Annotated in this window: 17 protein-coding genes; 10 read left to right on the top strand and 7 right to left on the bottom strand. The window is 39.6% G+C overall.

Annotated elements, in window-relative coordinates:
* Nucleotides 1–113 precede the first annotated feature (113 nt).
* A complete protein-coding gene (locus tag AAG747_RS05980; RefSeq protein ID WP_346820233.1) occupies nt 114–1130 on the top strand; it encodes a zinc-binding alcohol dehydrogenase family protein in 1017 nt (338 codons plus the stop codon).
* Nucleotides 1131–1317: 187 nt separating this feature from the next.
* Nucleotides 1318–2838, top strand: a complete 1521-nt coding sequence (locus AAG747_RS05975) for a tagaturonate reductase (RefSeq protein WP_346820232.1) — start codon at nt 1318–1320, stop codon at nt 2836–2838.
* A gap of 5 nt (nt 2839–2843) precedes the next feature.
* Here the strand turns inward: AAG747_RS05975 and AAG747_RS05970 are convergent, their stop codons facing one another.
* From AAG747_RS05970 to ytxJ, 3 genes are all read right to left on the bottom strand, one after another.
* A complete protein-coding gene (locus tag AAG747_RS05970; protein ID WP_346820231.1) occupies nt 2844–3752 on the bottom strand; it encodes a TIGR01777 family oxidoreductase in 909 nt (302 codons plus the stop codon).
* Nucleotides 3753–3884: 132 nt separating this feature from the next.
* Nucleotides 3885–5033, bottom strand: a complete 1149-nt coding sequence (gene bshA / locus AAG747_RS05965) for an N-acetyl-alpha-D-glucosaminyl L-malate synthase BshA (protein WP_346820230.1) — start codon at nt 5031–5033, stop codon at nt 3885–3887.
* Nucleotides 5034–5241: 208 nt separating this feature from the next.
* Nucleotides 5242–5574, bottom strand: coding sequence for a bacillithiol system redox-active protein YtxJ (gene ytxJ, locus AAG747_RS05960; RefSeq protein ID WP_346820229.1), 333 nt, complete (start codon nt 5572–5574; stop codon nt 5242–5244).
* A gap of 212 nt (nt 5575–5786) precedes the next feature.
* Between ytxJ and AAG747_RS05955 the strand changes: the two genes are divergently transcribed.
* Complete coding sequence (locus AAG747_RS05955) at nt 5787–6758, top strand: radical SAM protein (protein WP_346820228.1); 972 nt, start codon at nt 5787–5789, stop codon at nt 6756–6758.
* A 125-nt stretch (nt 6759–6883) separates the two neighbouring features.
* On the opposite strand, the gene rpsT is transcribed toward AAG747_RS05955, so the two are convergent.
* Entirely contained in the window at nt 6884–7138 is a 255-nt protein-coding gene (gene rpsT / locus AAG747_RS05950) for a 30S ribosomal protein S20 (protein ID WP_346820227.1), read from the bottom strand.
* Between the two features lie 178 nt (nt 7139–7316).
* Nucleotides 7317–8591, bottom strand: coding sequence for a serine--tRNA ligase (gene serS / locus AAG747_RS05945; RefSeq protein ID WP_346820226.1), 1275 nt, complete (start codon nt 8589–8591; stop codon nt 7317–7319).
* A 291-nt stretch (nt 8592–8882) separates the two neighbouring features.
* Here serS and AAG747_RS05940 point away from each other — a divergent pair, with 291 nt between their 5' ends.
* Nucleotides 8883–10181, top strand: coding sequence for a tetratricopeptide repeat protein (locus tag AAG747_RS05940; protein WP_346820225.1), 1299 nt, complete (start codon nt 8883–8885; stop codon nt 10179–10181).
* 147 nt (nt 10182–10328) lie between these two features.
* On the opposite strand, the gene AAG747_RS05935 is transcribed toward AAG747_RS05940, so the two are convergent.
* Nucleotides 10329–12197 (bottom strand): alpha-L-fucosidase, encoded by a 1869-nt coding sequence (locus AAG747_RS05935; protein WP_346820224.1) that lies wholly within the window; start codon nt 12195–12197, stop codon nt 10329–10331.
* 295 nt (nt 12198–12492) lie between these two features.
* On the opposite strand from AAG747_RS05935, the gene AAG747_RS05930 reads away from it, so the two are divergent.
* The 5 genes from AAG747_RS05930 to AAG747_RS05910 all read left to right on the top strand — a co-directional run bounded on the left by AAG747_RS05930 (nt 12493) and on the right by AAG747_RS05910 (nt 18602).
* Nucleotides 12493–13899, top strand: coding sequence for a glycosyltransferase family 39 protein (locus AAG747_RS05930; protein ID WP_346820223.1), 1407 nt, complete (start codon nt 12493–12495; stop codon nt 13897–13899).
* Nucleotides 13900–14206: 307 nt separating this feature from the next.
* Nucleotides 14207–14962: a glycosyltransferase family 2 protein gene (locus tag AAG747_RS05925; protein WP_346820222.1), complete on the top strand. Its 756-nt coding sequence runs from the start codon at nt 14207–14209 to the stop codon at nt 14960–14962.
* A 135-nt stretch (nt 14963–15097) separates the two neighbouring features.
* Nucleotides 15098–16192, top strand: a complete 1095-nt coding sequence (locus tag AAG747_RS05920) for a glycosyltransferase family 4 protein (protein WP_346820221.1) — start codon at nt 15098–15100, stop codon at nt 16190–16192.
* A gap of 59 nt (nt 16193–16251) precedes the next feature.
* Nucleotides 16252–18087: an ABC transporter ATP-binding protein gene (locus tag AAG747_RS05915; protein ID WP_346820220.1), complete on the top strand. Its 1836-nt coding sequence runs from the start codon at nt 16252–16254 to the stop codon at nt 18085–18087.
* 203 nt (nt 18088–18290) lie between these two features.
* On the top strand, nt 18291–18602 hold the full coding sequence (locus AAG747_RS05910; protein WP_346820219.1) for a hypothetical protein: 312 nt from the start codon (nt 18291–18293) through the stop codon (nt 18600–18602).
* A 56-nt stretch (nt 18603–18658) separates the two neighbouring features.
* Here AAG747_RS05910 and AAG747_RS05905 read toward each other — a convergent pair whose 3' ends face one another.
* A complete protein-coding gene (locus AAG747_RS05905) occupies nt 18659–19216 on the bottom strand; it encodes an NADPH-dependent FMN reductase (protein WP_346820218.1) in 558 nt (185 codons plus the stop codon).
* A gap of 319 nt (nt 19217–19535) precedes the next feature.
* Between AAG747_RS05905 and AAG747_RS05900 the strand changes: the two genes are divergently transcribed.
* Nucleotides 19536–21893: a glycoside hydrolase family 20 protein gene (locus AAG747_RS05900; RefSeq protein WP_346820217.1), complete on the top strand. Its 2358-nt coding sequence runs from the start codon at nt 19536–19538 to the stop codon at nt 21891–21893.
* Nucleotides 21894–22096: the final 203 nt, after the last annotated feature.

Genomic DNA, 22096 nt, shown 5'->3' with positions numbered 1-22096 from the left:
TCCCTACAAAGCTTAAAACCTTCTGCTAAAGAAAGATTGTTTTGTGTGAAAAACCGCTTTTTGGGAAAGAATGAGTCCTTGAAAAACGAATTTTAAACAACGAAAAATTGAAGATGAAAACAATTAGACTCAAACAGCCTGGGCAGTTTGAATGGTTGGACTTGGAGCAACAACTAACTCTACAAGAAAATGAAGCACTGGTGAAAGTACACCGGATCGGTGTCTGTGGAACGGATATTCATGCTTACGCCGGCAAACAGCCTTTTTTCTCCTACCCCCGTATCTTGGGGCATGAATTAGGTGTGGAAGTAATAGAAGTACCGGAAAACTCATTTGCTATTCATCCCGGTGACTTTTGTGCGGTAGAGCCGTATCTAAATTGCGGGAAGTGTTCGGCTTGCCAACGGAATAAACCGAATTGTTGTGAGAATATACAGGTGATGGGTGTGCATACAGACGGAGGAATGCGGGAGTATGTTAAAGTGCCTATTCACAAATTGCACCCTTCGAAAAAGCTGTCATTAGAACAGTTGGCCCTGGTGGAGACGTTGGGCATCGGAGCGCATGCGGTGAGTAGGGCTGGGGTGAGTTCCGAAGATGTGGTGTTGGTAATCGGTGCGGGACCTATTGGTCTTTCGGCAATAGAGTTTGTCAAAATTGCGGGAGCGGAAGTAGTCGTAATGGATATTTCGGAAGACCGTCTGGGTTTTTGTAGACAGGTCTTAGGAGTTCAGAACACGGTAAATGCTTCGTACGAACCCGTTGAGCAACTAAAAAGCGTATTGGGAGGAGAACTGCCAACGGTGGTATTGGATGCCACAGGCAATCCTAAATCCATGATGGGGGCTTTTGAGTATGTGGCGTTTGGAGGGAGAATGGTCTATGTAGGCCTTTTTCAGGGAGATATCACTTTTCATGATCCTTACTTTCATAAAAAAGAACTCACCTTGATGGGCAGCCGGAATGCCCTCCCCCAAGACTTTAAAAATATCATTGGCTGGATGGAAGAAGGCCGGTTGGATACAAGACCCTGGATTACACATCAAGCGTCTTTTGAAGATACCCTTCAAGCCTTTCCGGCATGGACACAACCGGCAAACAATGTTATCAAAGCAATGATTTGCCTTTAAATAAAGGAGCTATTTCTTTAAAAAGGCCTTAATCAGCGCTCTTAGTTTAGGTCGCCAAACGTATACTCAACCTGTTGGATTAGTATATCTACTTGAAAGATTATCGTCAATTCTTGTATAAGAATCGGTTTTTGAAATCTGTGGAATACTCATTCATAGTACCTTTTGACAGACAAATCTTCGAATCATGAAATTAGAAATATTGAGCCGTAAGCTTTTACATTCCTTAGACCCTGCGAAGATCACTTTACCTACGGAAGAACAATTGTCATATCCCGAAAAAGTACTTCAATTTGGAACAGGGGCTTTTTTAAGGGCTTTTGTAGAAGATTTTATCGATCGAGCCAACCGGATAGGTAAGTTTAAGGGAAGGGTAGTTATGGTGGGGTCAACCGGGTCTGCCCGAACAGAATTGCTGAAAAAGCAAGAGGGCTTATATACCCTTCGTGTAGAAGGAATATGCCAGGGGGAAGCCGTAGTGGAAAACCGTGTGATCTCCTCCATTAGCCGGGTATTATCCGCACAGGATGAATGGGATCAGGTATTGGCATGTGTTCGCAATCCGGCACTGAACCTGATAGTTTCAAATACCACGGAAGCGGGGATTCGTTTGCAAAAAGAAAATATTTATACGCATCTTCCGGTTTCGTTTCCCGGAAAACTAACGGCTTGTTTATGGGAACGGTACAAGGCCTTTGACGGAGAAGAAGGGATGACCATTTTGCCTTGCGAATTGGTGGTAAACAACGGCACCCTGTTGAAAAGTATGGTGATTGAGCAGGCGCGTTTTAATCATTTGGAAGAAGGTTTTTTTGAATGGTTGAGAGAAAAAGTAAGCTTCAGAAATACCTTGGTGGACCGAATAGTGCCCGGAACCCCTGATTCAATAAAAAAGGAGGCCGTCTGGAAGGAGCTGGGGTATCAGGATGAAATGCTCAATGTGGCGGAGGTATACAGACTTTGGGCCATTGAAGGCTCTGAAAGTTTATCCGATAAATTTCCTTTTTTGGCCGTGGATCCCGGAATAATTTTGCAAGGGGATATTTCTTCTTTTAGGGAGCGAAAGCTCCGCATCCTCAATGGAGGACATACTATTAGTGTGGCTGTGGGTTTTTTAGCCCATCTGAAAACCGTGAGTGATTGCCTGGAAGATGCATTGATAAGCGAGTTTATTTCCACGGTAATCTTAAATGAGATTGTGCCGGCTTTGGAAAATGAAGAAGCGGATTTTGCCTTGGAAGTGCTTGACCGCTTTCGTAACCCTCACCTGAACCATCATTTGTTAAGTATAGCTTTGCAATATTCTTCGAAAATGGAGAGCAGGAATGCCGAAACATTTTTCAAGTACTTCGCAAAATTTCAACGGGTTCCCTCTTTGATGACCTTGGGCTTTGCAGCTTTTATGTATTTTATGCGAGTAAAACCTTGTGAAGTCGGGTTTATGGGTTGCTATCAAGGGGTTGAGTATGAGGTAGAGGATCAAAATGCCAAATACTTTTCAGATTTTTGGAAAGACGCTAGTTTATCCTCTACAGAAGAGTTGCGAGCTGTTTTAGCCAAGTTTTTTGAAGAAAGCCCTTTTTGGAAGGTGAACTTCAATGCTATACCAAATTTTTCGGATAGCGTAGCAGAATTTTTAATAAAGGTTGATCAACTGGGTGTAAGGAAGCTTATTGAACTTGAGCTGACCAAGCTTAAAGGGTCGTAATGCTCTTATCCTTTGAAGAGGTCTTTTAAGGCCTCTTGCGCTGTTTTAAAGGAGAAATGAAAACCTGCTTCTTGGATTTTCTTGGCCGATATCCGGCTGCTTTCCAACGCTGTGCTAGCCATTTCTCCCAGCGCTATATTCAACACAAATGGCGGAACACCTATAGGCCATACAGGACGGCATAGTATTTTGCCAAGCGCCTTGGTGAATTGGGTATTGGTAACAGGGTTGGGGGCAACTCCGTTAAAAGGGCCTACTAAGGATTCGTTTTCGATTGCATACAAAAACATTTGGCTAATGTCCTCAATATGTATCCAGGGGAAGTACTGCTTACCGTTTCCCAAGGGAGTACCTGCAAACAGTTTGACAGGTAAGGCCATTTGTTCCAGTACCCCTCCTTTTTTACTCAATACTATTCCGCTTCGTATTTTGACGGTGCGGATACCCAAGTCTGCAATAAGGTCAATTTTAGATTCCCATTCTTTGCATAAGTTAGCCAAAAAACCACTTCCGGGCTTGCTCTCCTCAGTTGCCCATTGATTGCCTGTGTCTCCATATATTCCAATGGCCGATGCGGCAATAAATGCCTTTACCTTATGGGAGGCGGTGGTCAAGCGCTGAGCCAGCAGCTTTGTGGAAAGTACCCGGCTATCTCTGAGTTCTTGCTTTCTGGCAGGGGTCCAACGTTTTTCCCCAATGCTCGCCCCGGCCAAATGAATAATGTAGTCAGCATCTTCTATTGCGCCTTCTTCAATAAATTGATCTCCAATATTCCAGAGGTAATATTCAATGTCCTGGTGCTTGTGGCGACTACGGCTCAAATGACTGACTCGAAAGCCTTTTTTTAACAATAACCTTGTCAAGTAAGTACCGACTAAACCGGTTCCTCCGGTAATGAGCACATTTTGTTTCATGCGTATGGCTAACTTGTTTTTAAAACCCGTTGAAGAAACTCTTCAAGGCTCCGGCTTTGAAGAGTTTCATTGTGAGTAGTGAATACTAGTCAGTTATTTTTGGCTATGCCCAAATCAGATAACTGAATATGATTAACACTTTGTAAGTTCGGGTGTTTGAGATTTATTTAAAATTTTATGATAAAAATTCTCATAAAGCGGAAGAATCTTTTTTACATCGAATTCTTTGGCCCGTTTCAACGCATTGGTTTTAAACTTCGTCAGGTTCTCCTCTTTAAGGATATGAAGTGTATTCTTAGCCATGTCTTCCACATCGCCCACATTGCTTAAAAAGCCTGTTACTCCATGTAAGTTTAGTTCGGGAAGTCCTCCGACATTACTGGTAATAATCGGCACTTCACAAGCCAATGCTTCTAACGCTGCCAGTCCGAAACTTTCTTTTTCCGAAGGCATGATAAAGACATCACTCACTGACAAGACCTCTTCAATAGGTTCTAACTTTCCCAAAAACCGCACATCTTCAAAGATGCCCATTTCCATACATTTTTCTTCGATTTGCGTTCTTTCCGGGCCATCACCTACTAACAAAAGTTTTGCAGGCAGTTCCTTATTGACCCGGCAGAATACTTTAATGACATCGTTCACCCTTTTTACTTTCCGGAAGTTGGATGCGTGGACGAGCAATTTTTCTCCATTCGGGCAAATGGCCCGTTTGAAATGGTCTTTCCGCTGTTTTCGGAAACGCTTTAAGTCAATAAAATTGGGAATGACCTCAATATCAGTATTGATATCAAAGTGATTCAATGTGTCTTGTTTCAAATCTGCAGAAACGGCTGTCACCCCATCCGATTGATTGATACTGAAGGATACTACGGGTTCGTAAGTTTCGTCTTTACCCACCAATGTGATATCCGTGCCATGCAGGGTCGTGACGACCGGAATATTAATTCCTTTGGTCTTGAGAATGTTTTTGGCCATATAAGCGGCAGAAGCGTGCGGAATGGCATAGTGTACATGCAATAGGTCTAGTTTTTCCATTTGCACAACATTGACCATTCTGCTGGCAAGTGCCAATTCATAAGGTGGATATTTGAACAAAGGATAGGTGCGGATATCTACTTTGTGATAATAGAGGTTTTCATCAAAATAATCTAACCGGGTAGGCTGTTCGTAGGTGATGAAATGGATTTCGTGACCTTCTCTGGCCAGAGCTTTGCCCAGCTCAGTGGCTACTACTCCGCTACCGCCATAGGTTGGGTAACATATAATTCCGATTTTCATTTTTATATTGATTGCGTCTAGCTGTTCTCGAATGCTTATAATGTGAGGGCTTCAATTTCAAAATCCCTGTAATATACACATAACAAATGTCAGTATAATAATGATACAGAAAGATGAAGACTCTGTTTCATCAAGTATGGCCGTATTAGTTTTGTGAGGCATGCAATAAATGCCCGGTATGAAAAAGGACAATTACGATATAATTGCCCTATTGTTGTATGATTTCTTTGTAATTAATTCCCATATGTGAATTGTGATAAATACATTGCCCGTTTTCAATCACCAATGCTTGGGGAGATTGGTGTTGTACCTCGAATACTTCGGCTATTTTGTTAGAGATTTGCCTGTACGAAATCAAGTCCAAAAAATAGGGCTTAAGATGTTGGGTTTCGTCTTCTTTCCAGGCTCTTTCCAGGCGGTTGAGGGCCATTGAACTGATCGAACATCTCGTACTGTGTTTGAAAATAAGTACTTTTTGATTTTTAGAAAGTTCTTTGATTTCTTCTAAAAGTACTTCGGAGTTTAAGGTATGCCACTGCATAGTTTTCTGTTCTAAAAATGGATATTAAAATTTAGTTTCAGGTTTAGGAAAAAATGTTGTTTTATTCGACCTGAAAAAAAGAATGTATTCCATAGACTAGCTATTGGATAAATACAAATTATATACAATCCCTTCAAGTAAAAAGTTCAAGCTGTTTTTCCTTAGCACAAAAATAGCACTAGCTTTGTAAAACTACTGATCTGCGAAAAAATATGCGCTTGATTTCCAAACCGGTTTTATGTAATTATTATGTTACCTACCGTTGCAATGCCAAATGTGGGTTTTGTGATATTTGGGAGCGTCCTTCTCCTTATATTACTTTGGAAAATGCTTATCAAAATTTGAAAGACTTAAAACGCTTGGGGGTAAAAGTGGTCGACTTTACAGGAGGAGAACCCTTGCTTCACAGGCAATTAGGTGAATTGTTGGAAATGGCAAAGCAGTTAGGGCTTATCACCACTGTCACTACAAATTGTCTTTTATACCCTAAATATGCCAAGCGGTTTCAGGGATTAATCGATATGTTGCATTTTTCGCTGGACTCCCCCATAGAAGAGGAACATAACCGCTCTAGGGGAGTCGATTGTTTTCAGTTTGTAGTAAAGTCAATCGAAGTGGCAAAAAGCTTGGGGCAACGGCCGGATATTCTGTTTACAGTGCTTGAAGATAATATTGATCAAATAGAGCAGGTGTATCAGGAAATTTCTTTGCCCAATGATTTGGTTCTAATACTCAATCCGGTGTTCGAATACAATTCCGTAGGGGATGGTTTGAGTGAAGAGGCTCTTGTAAAATTGCAAAAATGGGGACGGAGAAAGAAAGTCTATCTGAACGAGGCTTTTCTTGAACTTAGGCGGGATGGAGGAAATCATATCAGCCAGCCTGTCTGCAAAGCGGCCAGTAGTACTCTTGTGCTCTCTCCGGAAAATGAACTAGTGCTGCCCTGTTATCATTTGGGAGAAGCCGCACTACCCATAGACAATAAGTTATTTGAGCTGTATCGTTCGGATAAAGTTCAAGAACTTATTACAATGGAAGGCCGGTATGCCCAATGTGAAGGCTGTGTGATTAATTGCTATATGCAACCCTCCTTTGCTGTAGAGTTAAACAAGTACTGGCTAAAAGCACTCCCGAGTACCTTAAAATACAATTGGATGAAAGGTACCTGGAAACAGTTGTTATAAGAATATTAATAGTGAACTATTCAAACTCACTCGAAAGGTAGGTCCAACAAAAAAACCTTGTAAGTTCTTATTCAGACCTTACAAGGTGCACATTCGATATCTTTGGCTAATGTTGTATCGCTTTCTTAACCCAGACTAGCTACGAATTTAGCCAATTTAGATTTATTGTTGGCAGCCTTATTCTTGTGAATAATGTTCTTTTTAGCCAACTTATCAATCATCGAAGAAACTTTTTTGTATAATTCCTCCGCTTCGGCTTTATCATGAGTAGCTCTCAGCTTTCTAATAAAAGTTCTGGCAGTTTTCAACTGATATCTGTTTCTCAGTCTTTTAGCTTCATTAGCTCTGATTCTCTTCTTTGCTGATTTATGATTTGCCATTCTTCCAATATTTATTAAATATCTTTATACAGTCGCTCTAAAGGAATGCAAAAGTATGATTATTAGATTAATAAAACAAAGCTTACGCTTAAAAATCTTTTTAATTGATTTTGAATCTTAAAAGTTTGACTAATACTAAGTATTAATTGTACTTTTTTTATATCTATTTCCTTTGAAATTAGATTTTATCAAATCCGCAATAGGAATGTAATACGGCAGGGAGTTTCACTTCCCCATCAGCCGTTTGGTTGTTTTCCAAGATTGCCGCAAGAATCCTAGGAAGGGCCAACGCACTTCCGTTCAACGTATGTAAGAGTTGTGTTTTCTTGTTTTCATCTTTAAAGCGGAGTTTTAAACGGTTGGCCTGATAGTTTTCAAAATTACTTACGGAGCTAACTTCCAACCATTTTTGCTGAGCCGCTGAGTATACCTCCATATCATAACAAAGGGAAGCGTTAAAGCTGAGATCACCACCACAGAGTCGAAGTTTCCGATAAGGTAATTCCAATTTTTCCAACAACATTTCCACATGTTGACTCATTTCCTCCAAAGCCTCATAGGATTTTTCCGGGTGTTGGATTTGTACAATCTCTACCTTATCGAACTGATGCAGGCGGTTTAAACCCCTTACATGCGCGCCCCATGAACCTGCCTCTCTGCGAAAGCAAGGAGTAAAGCCAACACGTTTTACCGGTAATTGCTCCTGAGTAAGGATTTCACCCCTGAACATATTCGTGATAGGTACTTCTGCCGTAGGGATCAAAAAGTAATCATGATTTTCCAACTTATACATTTGCCCTTCCTTATCCGGCAACTGGCCGGTACCGTACCCGGAATCTTCATTGATCAAAATAGGGGGTTGTACTTCATAGTACCCTGCTTTATCTGCTTCATCCAAAAAGAAATTGACTAAAGCCCTTTGTAATTTGGCTCCTTTTCCTTTATAAAAGGGAAACCCGGCACCGGTTACTTTATTTCCCAGCTCAAAATCAATGATATCCAGATTTTTGATCAGTTCCCAATGCGGTAAAGCTCCCTCTATGATATTAGGAATATTTCCTTTTTGATAAATTATTTCATTGTCTTCCGCAGACTTTCCCTCCGGAACACTTTCATGAGGAATATTTGGAATCTGATATAATGCTTGTTCTAATTCTTTTTCATAAACATCCACCAGCTCACTCAACTCCTTTGATTTGGCTTTTAATTGCGCTGTTTCTTGTTTTACCAACTCTGCCTCCTCCTTTTTTCCTTCACGCATCAAGGAACCAATTTGCTTTGCTTTTGCATTGGATTCCGAAAGAACCTGGTCACGCTCCACTTGGGATGACCTACGTTTTTCATCGACTTCCAATACCTTGTTCACAGCATTTTCTGCCTCAGCAAACTGCTTTTTTAATAAGCCCTTGATGACTTTTTCTTTGTTTTCTCGGATGAATGTTACTTGTAACATTTTAATCAATTTAGTTAGAGTGACAAAGTAAGGTAATTTGCAGGAATTTATAAATGAAAAATCAAAGGAAGAAATATCGTTAAGGTTATGGTTCGGCTTCTAAAACACTCCATTTGTCGAAAAGCTCAAGGGGCTGTAATGGTAATTGGAAATGTTTTTCGTTTATTAACTGAGTGGTTGAAAAATCTATCTATCACTTATGCATTGACTACTAACAACATAGTATAATTCTCCTTATTAACTCTTTTTTTACTAACTAGCTTTGACAATATGAGTTCTAAACTTTTTTTCTTGGGATTACTGTTTTTAGCGAGTTTCCATGTTAGCCATGCACAGGGCGATGGAGAAGCTTTGCAATTATATGCCAAAGCAGAAAACTATCGTAAAAGCAAAAATTTCATTAAGGCTATAGATGAATACAATAAAGCGATACATCTCCAACCCAATAATGGGCGTTTCCACTTTTCAAAAGGAATAAGTTATTTCTTATTGAAAGATTATGATAATGCTATCCTGGCATGTGAAAAAACCATTCATCTGAAGTCAGATTTTACTCCGGCATATTTGATGATAGCCCGTTGTTATCAGGGGCTTGAGCGCGAGTTAAAAGTGATGCAATATTTGGATTTGGCTTATAAATACGAGCAGGATGTCTTGAAAAGGCTGGATTATAAAAAGAAAATTCTAAAGATTCTTCTTAAAAGAAATGATTTAGCATCTGGCGCTAGGCACATACAAGAAGCAAAACTACTGGCCCCTAAGGATGTGGAGGTGTTGTATTTTGAAGCGAAATTGGCTAATGAGCAAAAAAATTATCAAAAGACGGTAAATGCCATAGAAACCGCTATCAAATATTTAGGTAAATATAACCTACAAGCTCATGCCCGATACTATTATGAATTGGGGTATGCTTATAACAAATTAGGCAAATACGACTATTCCCGTAATGCATTTGACAAAGCTAAGTACGGGCCTTTTAAAGTGAAAATTGCCAAGTTGAGTCCTCAATACTACTTGGGAATAGCTTATAGTTATTTGAAAATAAATGATTTCAGTAATAGTAAAAAGTATGTGATGACAGCTTTGGAAATGCAACATAATTTTGCTCAAGCATACGTTTTAATGGGTAATATTTATAAAAGAGAAGCTGATCAGAGTCAGGCTATTCAACAATTTAAAAAGGCATTAAAAGTAGAAGAAGAAGAGAAGTCCAAAGCGGCAATTTTAAAAAACTTGGCTCAACTGCAACTTGATAATGCCCAATATCCTGAAGCCATTACTTTGTCTCAAGAGTACATTAAAACTGAGCCTAAAGATTATTCTGTTTATTTTATCAAGGGTATTGCAGAATATAAAAATAAAGACTACCAAGCTGCTATTGCTACTTTTGAGCATTTAACAGGCTTCACGGGGTTGGATCCTGAAACACAAGCAAAGTACAATTTTGCGATGGGCATCATTTACAAGGAAGTAAATGATCTTAATTTAGCAAAAGAGGCTTTTAAGAAGGCGAAAAACGGACCTTATAAGTCCGTGGCAGAAATTGAATATGAGAAAATAGAAAATGCAGAAGAATTAGCCACGCAATAAGCTTAAGAATTAGCTATAATTTCTACTCCAACCCAAACTGGGTTGGAGTTTTTTTATTCTTTAAATGAAAATTGATGAGAAGGGCAGGTCAAAAGACTTTCTTTTAATAATACAGGAAAGTCTTTTGACCTCAATGGGGCTAGAAGGTTATTGTATGAATAACCATGCTAAATGAAAGAGTTCGGAAGAAACATCATTGACAGGCTTCACAGTTACCGTATAATAACCAGGTTCCGGGAAGTTAATTTTCCCCAGGTTTTTTGCCCGGTATTCAACCCATTCGGGATGAGTGGCTTCTGTATCGCTAGTAATTATGCGCTTTCCATTTAATAATATTTCAAATTCTTGTGCATCATAATTTACAGCGCAAGCATAACATATTTGTAAGCTTTTTTCTCCCGCTTCGGATATGTATATTTTCCAATTAGCCTGGCTTTGTGAGTTTTGCCATTTGGATAAATGACCGGGTATCCAGTAATCATCACCTTTTACCTTCTCAATATTTTGAGTTTCTGCTGTTTGGCTAGCAAGGTGATAACCTCCTAAATTAATTTCTCCAATAAAGCCTGTTTCAACTTGTGGAGCATCCTCCAATTCCAATTTGATTACACAATCATAATGTCCGGGAAGACTTTTAGGACCCGTCACATGAAGAGTCAGCTCAGACTGTTGAAATGAGAGAGCTTGTTGATTTGATAGTAACTGAGCATTTTTTACAGTAGTTTTCAAGCCATTAACCCGAACAATACCGTCTGCCGGCCAATCAAATACATGAAGGTACAGGTAATGCCTGCCTTCGGTAGATTTTTTATAGGTTCCCACACCCCAATCTTGCATATTTTCTTCCAAAGGAGATTTGCCGGTACCATAAAAGCCCTCTGCATTTGCATGAATTACTTTACCTATTTCACGCAAGGTATATGCTGTTTCGCCTTGTAAAGAACCGTCGGCCATAGGTCCAATGTTTAGAAGTAGGTTTCCCCCTTTGGAAATATTTCGAGCAAGGTTTTCTACAAAAAAGGAAACAGGACGCCAGGCATCGTCATCGCGGTTATACCCCCAAGAATGTCCAATTGTTACAGGGCTTTGCCAGGGGTGTTGGATGCTATAAGTAGGAAATTGATTGTCAAAAAGGGTTTCGTAATCAACCCCTCCTTCTCCAATCTGAGAGATTCCTAAGCGTGAATTGACCAAACAGTTTGGGGAAAGCGTACGGATGGTATCTAACAAGTTTGTCAATTGTTCTTTAGATACAATCGTCTTTTCATGTGGCTCCCACATGTCAAACCAAAGCATATCCGGGTTATATCCTTCGAGAAGTTCTACCACTTGGGGGACAACTTTGTCTTTCCAGTAAATTCCGAATTTCTTTTCATCCACATCCGTCCGGAACAAAGCGCCTGAATAGAGGGTTTCTTGCCAATTGACATCACTAAACTTTGAAGGGTCGTTTTCAAAATCCCAAAAATTACCCCACCCGTAAGGGTGCTCCCAATCCAACCAATGTGAATAGTAAAAGCCTAATTTCATGTTGTGTTTATCACATGCTTCCCTCAGGCTCTTCAACACATCAAAACCGGAGTTGGTAAGGTTAGGATAATTATAATCAGATGCCTGGGAGGGCCAAAAGGCAAAGCCATCGTGGTGTTTGGCGACAAAAACGATGTATTTCATTCCTGCATCTTTTGCCAAAGTTACCCAATGCTCTATCTTTTCTGGAGTAATGGAAAGATAAGGAATCATTTTGTCGTATTCTTCGCGGGGCACCCGGTTTCGGCAACGTAGCCACTCACCATAAGGAGTAGGATTACGTAAGGTTTCGCCAGCAAACCGGGCTCCGGTAACCGATCCAACCGACCAGTGAATGAACATGCCAAAACGGTCATGTTTCCACCAAGCTGTCCTGCTTTGAGGTGAAAAAGAATTCGGTGGTGCTGGAGGATCAGAAGGACTGGTTTGGCATGCATAGAAGAACAGTAAAGGGAGCAATAGCCAGTAGTAATGTCTCTTAATCATTATTAAACTTCAGTTTTAGTATTTTTGCCCGGAAAGATACTGAATAAGTAAGTTTTTTTCATGAATTCCGATAAGTGTAACCTCTATTTTGGAGTTGATTGAGTGAAAACTTGGGTTGAGAACCTAATATGGTTTTGAAAATGTAATTGATCGAGAGTAGAAAATATACCAGAGCCAATATTTGCTGTAGTTAAATTTGGAACTAACTAAAATACTTATGTTTCGTTTGTGGGTATAAAGCTAGGTTTATTACTAGCTATCCGACATGTCACTTCTCAATTATAAACAACTAACAATGCCAAGTAACAAGATTATTTTTTCTATACTATTTATCTTCACAACCACCTTACTGATTACATTTTATCATAGAGCCATTCATTTGGATGATGTTTGGTTGGGTGAACATGCTTACTGGCTAGCCAAGGAGGGAGTGGTGCGTTCGGAGCTTTTCCGGGGCCTGTTGGATTATGAAAGTCAATTATTTGTTTATCACAAGTTTTTTGTTTTGAACGGAGCGTGGTTAATCTCGCTTTTCGGGTGGTCACCATATGTCCTCAAATCCATTGGATTACTTTATAGTTTGATTTTCTTCATTTTTGTGTTCAGGTATTATAAAAACTCCTCTCAAACCCAATGTTTACTTTTTAGTGCCCTTTTAGTGTCCAATCCGGTATTCATTGAGTATGTGTTTGTATATCGGCCGGAAGTGATGTTAATGAGCTTGGGTTTTCTTTCTTTCTTTTTTCTGAAGAAATATCTTGAATCATCAAAATGGATCCATTTATTGCTGAGTGCCGGATTAGCCGGCTTATGCTTTTATACACACCTTAACGGCTTGGTATATATTGGGGCTGGAGGGCTCACTTTGTTGCTTTACCGTAAAATTGGCCCCGCTTTATTATTCGGTGGTATTGCTACACCTGTTGCGGCTCTTTATTTTCTTGATGTATACCAAGCAAATGCCTGGGAACCGTATTTATCCCAATTTAACAATGACCCAGCAGTTGAAAAAAGAGGTTCGTGGGGGCTGGTTCTAAATCTATTGGAAGAGCATAAACGGTTTTTTCACAGTCCTCGGGAAATCGGTATCAGTCTTCTGGTTATTCCTGTCTTGGCTTTGAGATGGAAATCCATTTTTTATCATAAACGCCTGGAGTTGATGTATGTAATAATAATTTCTTTCAGTCTGGCTGTTTTACATGATATAAAAACCAGTAAATATATGCTGCTTTATTTGCCTCAATTATTAATATTAGTGGCTTTTGCCTTAGAAAATATCTATTTGCAAGTTGCTGCAAACTGGAAGAAAGGTGTAACTGTATTATTGGGACTATACTTCTTAAATGGATTGGTAAGTGCTTCAATACTTTTTTTGAAAAATAAAAACCAACCTGCTTACAACCAGCAAATTACTCAATACATGGGTGAAAAAGGGGGGAATGTAATGGCGGTAATGCCTTTTGTGTTTAACGAAATTGAGAACTTCCGGATAATGGGACAACACTATTACGTGGCATTATATGAAAAGTATACCGGAGAACCATTGACAACAGAGGCTTTTTTTAAAGACATGGAGCAAAAAGAAATTCAGGCTATCCTCATTGATGAGGATTTGTTGAACAAACTTCCATTACCTCTGGAATACGGAAACTATCGATGTATCTTCCAAGAAGAAGAAATCCGGGTCTATCAAAAGAAATGACCCTTAATTACTATTCTGCCATTGAAATGAATTAAACTTTTTCTTTTTCCTGAAAAATGTTTCAAAAACGCCTCCTCTGTGTTACCTTTTTCAATAATAGCTTTGGCTATTCTCTTCAAAAAGTGCCTTGATGAACCGATTTTGATTCCATTTTCGGTCAAAAACGATAAGTTTAAACCACTTCATTGTTAATTTAAGATGGCTCTTTAACCGAAGGGGGAAAGTTTCCCCCTAAAAGCATCCCTTTCCTTCTTTATTTCAATTAGTTTTGCACTCTTGAATTTCTCGAACTACATATCTATCTGTAATGAAGCTATCTGCCGTAGTAATTACTTATAATGAGGAGAAGAATATAGAGCGTTGTTTACAATCTTTACAAAACGTAGCAGATGAAATACTGGTAGTAGATTCTTTTTCTACAGACCGGACTGAAGAGATCTGTGCAAAATATAAGGTTCGATTTATTACTAACCCATTTGAAGGACATATTCAACAAAAAAATTGGGCAACCGGTCAGGCCACATACGATTATGTATTGTCTTTGGATGCGGATGAAGCCCTCTCATCCGAATTAGAAGCGAATATTCTAGAGTTGAAAACGGCAGAAGAAGTAATGGATGGATATTGGATGAACCGCCTGACCAGTTATTGTGGCAAGTGGATGCATTACATTTGGTATCCCGATAGAAAGTTGCGCTTGTGGAATCGACACAAAGGCCATTGGGGCGGGGAAAATCCTCATGACAAATTCCTGCTTAAAGATGGAAGTTCTACCGGGCTATTACAGGGAGATCTTTTGCATCATACCTATCACTCCATCGCGGAGCATGTGGAGCAAATCAATAAATTTTCGGAAATAGTAGCAAAAGAGAAGTTTAAGAAAGGCAAGCGAACCTCCTTGTTAGGAGTGTTTGTTCATGCGATTGGAAAATTCATTTCCAAATATTTTTTCAAAAGAGGTTTTATGGATGGGACCTCAGGGTTAATCATCTCAGTAATGTCTTTTTATGATACCTTTCTTAAGTACATAAAACTCTACATGTTGCAAAAGAATGGAAAGTAGTGTTTACAATAAATTGAGAATATATAGCCATATACCATATGTGTTTTATGGTTCTTTGGGAACCGTAAAATACTCAATATATGTAGAGAAAATTGTATCGATGGCATTGGTTTATGGCATTTTTTAATATGATTTATGATGAGAAATGTTTGTTTCTTTAATAGCGTAAAATTTTGGGGGGGGGGAGAAAGGTTCTATTTTGATTATGCGCTAGGGTTTAAAAAAAAGGGATACAACGTTTTTGTGGTCTGTGATAAAGATTCTGTGTTATCCCAAAAGGCTAGAGAGCATGGCTTACCACAATTCAACGTAAGTGTCAACATGTTGTCGGCCTTAAACCCTTTCAAAGTGCTCAAATTGGTTCGCTTTTTTCAAAGAGAACAAATTGAGGCAGTCGTTTTTTCAACTTCTCAAGATTTAAAATTAGGTGGACTTACTGCCAAATTAGCCAAGGTTCCTAATATTGCCTATCGAAGAGGGTTGGCAGCCCCTGTCAAAAACCGACTGGTTAATCGAATTATATTTCGAGATATTTTAACGCATATCTTGGCAAACTCTCAAGAGACCAAAAGAACCATTCTGCAAAACCTTTCGGATTACATTGATGCCAACAAGATCAAAGTAATTTATAATGGCGTGAAAATCGATGACACAAATCCTCATCAGCCAGGACAGATCGATGCGATACGCCAGCATCGTAAAGGGATTGTTTTGGGAAATGCAGGACGTTTGACAGCCCAAAAAGGCCAGAAATATCTAATAGAAATAGCAAAAGCACTGAAGGAGAAGAATATTGAGTTTAGCTTATTTATTGCCGGTAGCGGTGAGATGCAGGAAGAGTTGGAGGCGTTGATTGCGGAGAATAACCTGCAAAATGAAGTCTTTTTATTGGGCTTTGTGGAAGATATGGAAAGCTATATGAATTCCATTGATATCTTTTTATTAACATCCATATGGGAAGGGTTTGGTTATGTACTGGTAGAAGCCATGATGCAATCTAAACCGATAGTGGCTTTCAATATTACGAGTAATCCTGAAATCGTGTTAAAAGATAAAACCGGATTTTTGGTGGAGTATCCGGATGTAGAAGCTTTTACCCAAAAAACACAACTATTAATTGAAAACCCGGCTTTGCGGCAACAATTGGGCGAAACAGGTAAGAAAAGTGTGAAAGATAGATTTCGAATTGAGGATAGAATAACTGAATTTGAAAATTTCTTGAAGGGGTAGAGAATGAATCAACGCTTTTCAAGTGGAAGAACCAGGTTAAAAATAAAGACATTCAATCAATGAAAACATATTTAAGACTCATTGAATTTGCCAAACCCATAGGGCCTTTTTTAGCCCCTTATTTGGTGTTGATTACCTTGGCCAGTATTTTCAGTTTGGCAAATTTTGCGATTCTAATGCCTTTGCTGGAAATACTTTTTGGAACGATGAAACCTGTGGCTGAGACGACTCTTAGTTTACAAGATTTCGAGCTTTCCAAAGAGTTTATTACCGGGTATTTTTATCAAGAGTTTGGAAGTATTATACACAAACATGGCCAACTGCAAGCTCTTTTCGCTCTTTGTATAGTCGTGATTGTGGCCTCTTTACTGGCAAATACATTTCGGTACATAGCCAAGCGTATGAGTGAACGGTTGAGAGCCAAAACAACAGCTAATATCCGGAAGGCAATTTATGCAAAGGTGTTGGAAATGGACATCGGTTTCTTTACAAATCAGCGGAAAGGCGATATTATTTCCAGAGCAACAAACGATGTGTTGGTAGTAGAACAATCCATTACTCAATCCATCACTACTTTTTTTAGAGAATCGGTCAACCTGATTGTCTTTTTTGCCTCTTTGTTTGCTATCTCTCCCGAATTGACCTTTTTTACTTTGGCAATCATTCCTATCTCAGGAGGGGGGATTTCCTATATTGCTAAAAAATTGAAACGGCATTCACACCGGGTACAGGAAGTTTCTGCGGATTTAGTCAGTGTGTTGGATGAGACCATTGGAGGAATGAGAGTAGTAAAAGCATTTAATGGAGAACCCTTCTTCCGCAAAAAATTCCAACAGGAAAACAACCGGTATGTGCAGTCCTTTGTCAAGGAAGCTAACCGGAGAGAGCTTGCCTCCCCTTTTTCCGAGGTGATGGGTGTCTTCTTTGTTGCGGTGTTATTGTATTATGGAGGATCTTTGGTGTTAGGCAATCAGTCTTCTTTGGAACCTAGTCAGTTTATAGGCTATATCATCTTATTTACACAAGTACTTAATCCTGCCAAAACCCTTTCAGCTGCTATCGGAACCATTCAAAGAGGATTGGCCGCAGGGGAGAGAACACTGGACTTTTTGGAAATACCCTCGGCCATACAAGATCACCCTTCTTGTAAGGAGTTGGAGCGTTTTGACCACAATATTGAGTTTAGAGATGTTCGCTTTGCCTATGATGAAAAAGAAGTTTTGAAGGGGATTGATCTAAGTATTCCCAAAGGGAAAACAGTCGCCTTGGTAGGAACTTCAGGTGGGGGGAAATCCACTATTGCCGATTTGATCCCAAGGTTTTATGAACCGAAAAGCGGTTCCATATTGATTGATGGCGAAGATGTAAATACCTACTCTTTACATTCTTTAAGGAAACAATTAGGAGTCGTCACGCAAGAGTCGATCTTATTTCACGACTCTATTTTTAACAATATTGCCTACGGAGATCCCAATGCCAAATTGGAAGATGTGATTCAGGCTGCCAAAATTGCCAATGCCCACGATTTTATCATGCAAACGGAAAAGGGATATGATACCGTAATTGGTGACCGGGGGGCAAAGCTTTCCGGAGGGCAAAGGCAACGCTTAAGCATCGCCCGGGCGATATTTAAAAACCCTCCAATATTAATACTGGACGAAGCAACTTCGGCACTGGATACCGAATCTGAAAAACTGGTACAAGAAGCCATTACGCATTTGATGAAAAACAGGACATCATTGGTGATTGCTCACCGGTTGAGTACTATCCAAGATGCGGATGTGATATTGGTAGTGAAAGACGGAGAAATAGTGGAAAGAGGAACTCATGATGAATTGATGCAATACCAATCCGGTATTTATCATAACCTTCAACAAATGCAATCCACTACTTGATTGAAGACCGTTGATCAAAAGAAATGAGAACATGGGGAAACCTAGCGATATATCCATAATTCCGCTATAATTTCTACTGGGAGCAAGTAGTAATTGTTCACTAATTTTTAAGTTTATCTGAAAATAATACTGCTTCGTCTGAAGAAAATACCATTTTCATCGTAATGTTATTACTAGTGAGTATTAAAATAACATGCAACATTATGATGATTATTTGGTCCGGGTTAGGCTTTTTAGTAGCTGTGATCCCTATAGTACTAACCATCATTTCCGAGGTACTTTTTGCGAGGCTTAAATGGGCCTTGTCGGCCGACTTGTTGTTGGCTGCTATTGTTATTTGGTGTTTGGCTTATTGGCTCAATATACGGCCGGGAAAGGTAGTGGTTGATAACGATACAGGGCAAAAGATTGAATTGAAAGCCCAACATACGTTTCTATGGATTAAGATGCAGTATTGGGCGTATATCTTTGCCGGAATTTCATGGCTTTCTTTGTTGATTTCCTTAATGCTTTGAAAGCATGGTTATGAAAAAAGCCTTCTTTGTGATCGCAAAGAAGGCTTTTTTCATGTTTAAGCAACATTTGTTGCCTCTCTCACTCCTGCTTTTAATTTATTTGTGGCATCCTGTAAAAGCTTGGCCTCAGCTTCATTTATCAGCTCTCCATCCACCAAATTTTTTTGAAACTCTCCCAAACTGTATTTGGCTACAATGTTTGCACCTAAGTATGGAAATATTCCTGCTGCATGTTCCAATACTGTACGGCCTCCGTTTTTACCAGGTGATGTACTCATTAACAATACGGGCTTACCTCCTAAAAACTTCATTCCTGTCCGGGACAACCAATCTATGGTGTTTTTAAAAAAGGCGGGGAACGATCCGTTATGTTCAGGCAAAGAGATGATGAATCCGTCATAGGAGTCGATCAAAGCTTTTAATTTAAGGATGTTTTCCGGGTGGCCCTCTGCTTGCTCTATATCGCTACTATAGAAGGGGGCTTGATATTCGGTTAAGTCAATAACGTTCACTTGAACCGATGCATCATCTATTATTTTTGGGGTGTACTTTACTAAAGCCTGGTTGATAGAACTGCTGCTGTTACTTCCTGAAAATGCTAGTATTTTTTTCATGATTATATAATTTGCGTTTGAACGATTATTGTTACAACAAATATAGTTTAAACAATTATTGCTTCCAAATTTTTTTTCCAACTTTTGATTGATACGCTTGTCAATCCTTTATACATGCAAATCTACAGTAAGAATTATTATAGATCAAATTGATATTTTATATAGATAAATAGATTTTTATTATATTTAGTTTTTTACCTTCTGAAAAGTTGATTGTTGCCTGTAGAGGAGATACCTAAATCGATACACTCGATCACATTATGCGGAGAGCTTAGTAAATTAGCCAATACTTAAAATGAAAAATTTAAAACACTTACAAATGACTACAAGAATTTTCAAGTATGCGTTACTTCTCTTGTTTGCCGGGAGTTGTTTAACGTCTTGTGAGTTAAAACAAAATGAAAAAACTTTTACGGAAAAGGAAGTCAACATTGTGCCCAAACCCCTCAAACTGGAACTGGGGAAAAAGTCTTTTCAAATTTCATCAAAGACTTCTTTTTATGTGGAAGACGATGCGCAAGTTGAAATTGTCAGACATCTGACAGGTTTGTTTAAAACGGTTGCAGGCTGGGAACCTGAAGTGAAAGTCGGGGAAAAAGCTACAAAAAATGCTGTAGTACTCAGTACAAAGGAAGGAATGGGAGAAGAAGCCTATGAACTAACCGTTACGCCTGAATTAATTACAATGCAAGCTTCGGCACCCGCCGGGTTCTTTTATGGAATTCAGACATTACGACAATTATTACCGGTACAAATTGAAGGGACAAGCCTGGCTGAAAATACAAAGTGGCTAGTACCCGAAATACATATTTCCGATGCCCCCCGCTTTGTCTGGAGAGGATTTATGTTGGACGTATCCCGTCACTTTTTTACAAAAGAGGAAGTGAAAAAGGTGATAGATTACATGGCCATGCACAAAATGAATACCTTCCATTGGCATTTGATAGACGATCAAGGATGGCGTATCGAGATTAAAAAATATCCGAAGTTGACCGAAGTGGGTGCATGGCGGGTAGATCACGAGGATAAACAATGGAGTGCTCGCCCAAGACAACAACCGGGAGAAAAGGCAACTTACGGGGGCTTTTACACACAGGAAGATATCAAAGAAGTAATTGCATATGCAAAGAGCCGGTATATTAACGTAGTGCCTGAAATCGAGATGCCTGCACACGTTTCATCCGGTGTTGCGGCATATCCGGAATTTTCTTGTAAAGGAGAACCTGTTACCGTGCCCTCCGGTGGGTTGTGGCCGATTACGGATATTTATTGTGCCGGAAATGATGCTACCTTTACTTTTTTGGAAGACGTCTTGACCGAAGTAATGGCCCTGTTTCCTTCTCCATACATTCATATCGGAGGGGATGAAGCTACCAAAACCGAATGGGCCCGGTGCGCGAAGTGTCAAAAAAGAATTCAAACGGAAGGTTTAAACAATGTGGAAGAGTTACAAAGTTATTTTGTAAAAAGAATAGAAACTTTTTTGAATGAAAATAACCGGACTTTGATTGGATGGGATGAAATTTTGGAAGGAGGTTTGGCACCTAAAGCCACGGTAATGTCATGGAGAGGGTTTAAAGGTGGAGTGGAAGCGGCTGAACACGGTCATGATGTGGTCATGTCTCCTACCAGTCATTGTTACTTTGATTATTACCAAGGCCCGCAAGACCAAGAACCACCCGCCTTTAATGCGTACTTACCTTTAAGCAAAGTGTATCAGTTTGACCCGGTACACGAATCGATGAACGAAGAACAAGCAAAACGTGTATTGGGAGGGCAAGCCAACCTTTGGACGGAACATGTTCCTAACTTTGAACATCTGCAATATATGGCATTTCCACGATTGGCTGCGATGGGTGAAGCTCTTTGGACACCTAAAGCCCAATTAAACTGGGATGATTTTATAGGGCGGATGGAAACTCAATTGCAACGCTATGATGCCAAGGGAATCAACTATGCGAAAAGCATTTATACTGTGACACCCGGAATCACCTTTGACCCTGAGAAAAAGAGTGTAGCCGTAGCGCTTTCCACAGAAGCATCGTATGTAGACATTCATTATACCATTGATGGTTCGGAACCTGGAACAACTTCCCCAAAGTATAGCCAACCTTTTGCTTTGGAGCAGTCGGCCACTATTAAGGCTGTATCAGTGAAAGATGGCAAGTTAGTGGGCAAAGTAATGAGTAAGAAAATTGATTTGCACAAAGCCACGGTGAAAAAAGTAACTTACGAAGAGGCCCCTCATAAAAGTTATCCCGGAACGGAATATACGCTAGTCGATTGCCTTAAAGGCAGCAGCAACCACAGTGATGGACACTGGCAAGGTTGGGAAGGGAAGGATATGGATATAGTGATTGATTTGGAAAAAGAAATACCTGTCAACCATCTGACTATCAATGCCCTGCAAAAGTCCGGTGCGTGGATTATTCTTCCCAAAGAAGTAGAATTCCAAGTGTCAACAGACGGAGAAAACTTTACGAAAGTGGGGGCGGCTACACATACTATTGACCCCTTGAGTCCGGATACGATGATGAAAGAGTTGGGAGTGGAAGTGAAGGACTTAAGTGCTCGGTATGTGAAAGTGATTGCCCGTAACTTTGGAAAAGGACCGAAAGGTCATATGGCGGAAGGCAAAAACGTTTGGTTATTTGTCAGTGAAGTAATTGTGGAATAAAGTATTAAATCAAATTTATTAAAGCGCTTTGTGGTACTTCTTTACAGGGAAGTCAACAAAGCGCTTTTTGATTTTAAATACAAGTTCTTAACAGATAAGGACTTAGGGCTTAAACTTTCCTTCATAGAAAGTTAACTCGTGCTATTTTATAAAACGCATAATGCTCAATAATTTTGTCCTCACCGTCAACCTTTGAGTTTGTT

It is taken from the genome of Rapidithrix thailandica (assembly GCF_039710355.1).
Lineage (GTDB): Bacteria > Bacteroidota > Bacteroidia > Cytophagales > Flammeovirgaceae > Rapidithrix > Rapidithrix thailandica.
The sequence above is the reverse complement of the archived record's forward strand: the minus strand, read 5'-3'. Positions and strand labels throughout refer to the sequence as shown.

Excerpts from the sequence above, each read along its gene's own strand:
- AAG747_RS05980 (WP_346820233.1), top strand. The coding sequence starts at position 114 with ATGAAAACAATTAGACTCAAACAGCCTGGGCAGTTTGAATGGTTGGAC.
- AAG747_RS05975 (WP_346820232.1), top strand. The coding sequence starts at position 1,318 with ATGAAATTAGAAATATTGAGCCGTAAGCTTTTACATTCCTTAGACCCT.
- AAG747_RS05970 (WP_346820231.1), bottom strand. The coding sequence starts at position 3,752 with ATGAAACAAAATGTGCTCATTACCGGAGGAACCGGTTTAGTCGGTACT.
- bshA (WP_346820230.1), bottom strand. The coding sequence starts at position 5,033 with ATGAAAATCGGAATTATATGTTACCCAACCTATGGCGGTAGCGGAGTA.
- ytxJ (WP_346820229.1), bottom strand. The coding sequence starts at position 5,574 with ATGCAGTGGCATACCTTAAACTCCGAAGTACTTTTAGAAGAAATCAAA.
- AAG747_RS05955 (WP_346820228.1), top strand. The coding sequence starts at position 5,787 with ATGCGCTTGATTTCCAAACCGGTTTTATGTAATTATTATGTTACCTAC.
- rpsT (WP_346820227.1), bottom strand. The coding sequence starts at position 7,138 with ATGGCAAATCATAAATCAGCAAAGAAGAGAATCAGAGCTAATGAAGCT.
- serS (WP_346820226.1), bottom strand. The coding sequence starts at position 8,591 with ATGTTACAAGTAACATTCATCCGAGAAAACAAAGAAAAAGTCATCAAG.
- AAG747_RS05935 (WP_346820224.1), bottom strand. The coding sequence starts at position 12,197 with ATGATTAAGAGACATTACTACTGGCTATTGCTCCCTTTACTGTTCTTC.
- AAG747_RS05930 (WP_346820223.1), top strand. The coding sequence starts at position 12,493 with ATGCCAAGTAACAAGATTATTTTTTCTATACTATTTATCTTCACAACC.
- AAG747_RS05925 (WP_346820222.1), top strand. The coding sequence starts at position 14,207 with ATGAAGCTATCTGCCGTAGTAATTACTTATAATGAGGAGAAGAATATA.
- AAG747_RS05920 (WP_346820221.1), top strand. The coding sequence starts at position 15,098 with ATGATGAGAAATGTTTGTTTCTTTAATAGCGTAAAATTTTGGGGGGGG.
- AAG747_RS05915 (WP_346820220.1), top strand. The coding sequence starts at position 16,252 with ATGAAAACATATTTAAGACTCATTGAATTTGCCAAACCCATAGGGCCT.
- AAG747_RS05910 (WP_346820219.1), top strand. The coding sequence starts at position 18,291 with ATGATGATTATTTGGTCCGGGTTAGGCTTTTTAGTAGCTGTGATCCCT.
- AAG747_RS05905 (WP_346820218.1), bottom strand. The coding sequence starts at position 19,216 with ATGAAAAAAATACTAGCATTTTCAGGAAGTAACAGCAGCAGTTCTATC.
- AAG747_RS05900 (WP_346820217.1), top strand. The coding sequence starts at position 19,536 with ATGACTACAAGAATTTTCAAGTATGCGTTACTTCTCTTGTTTGCCGGG.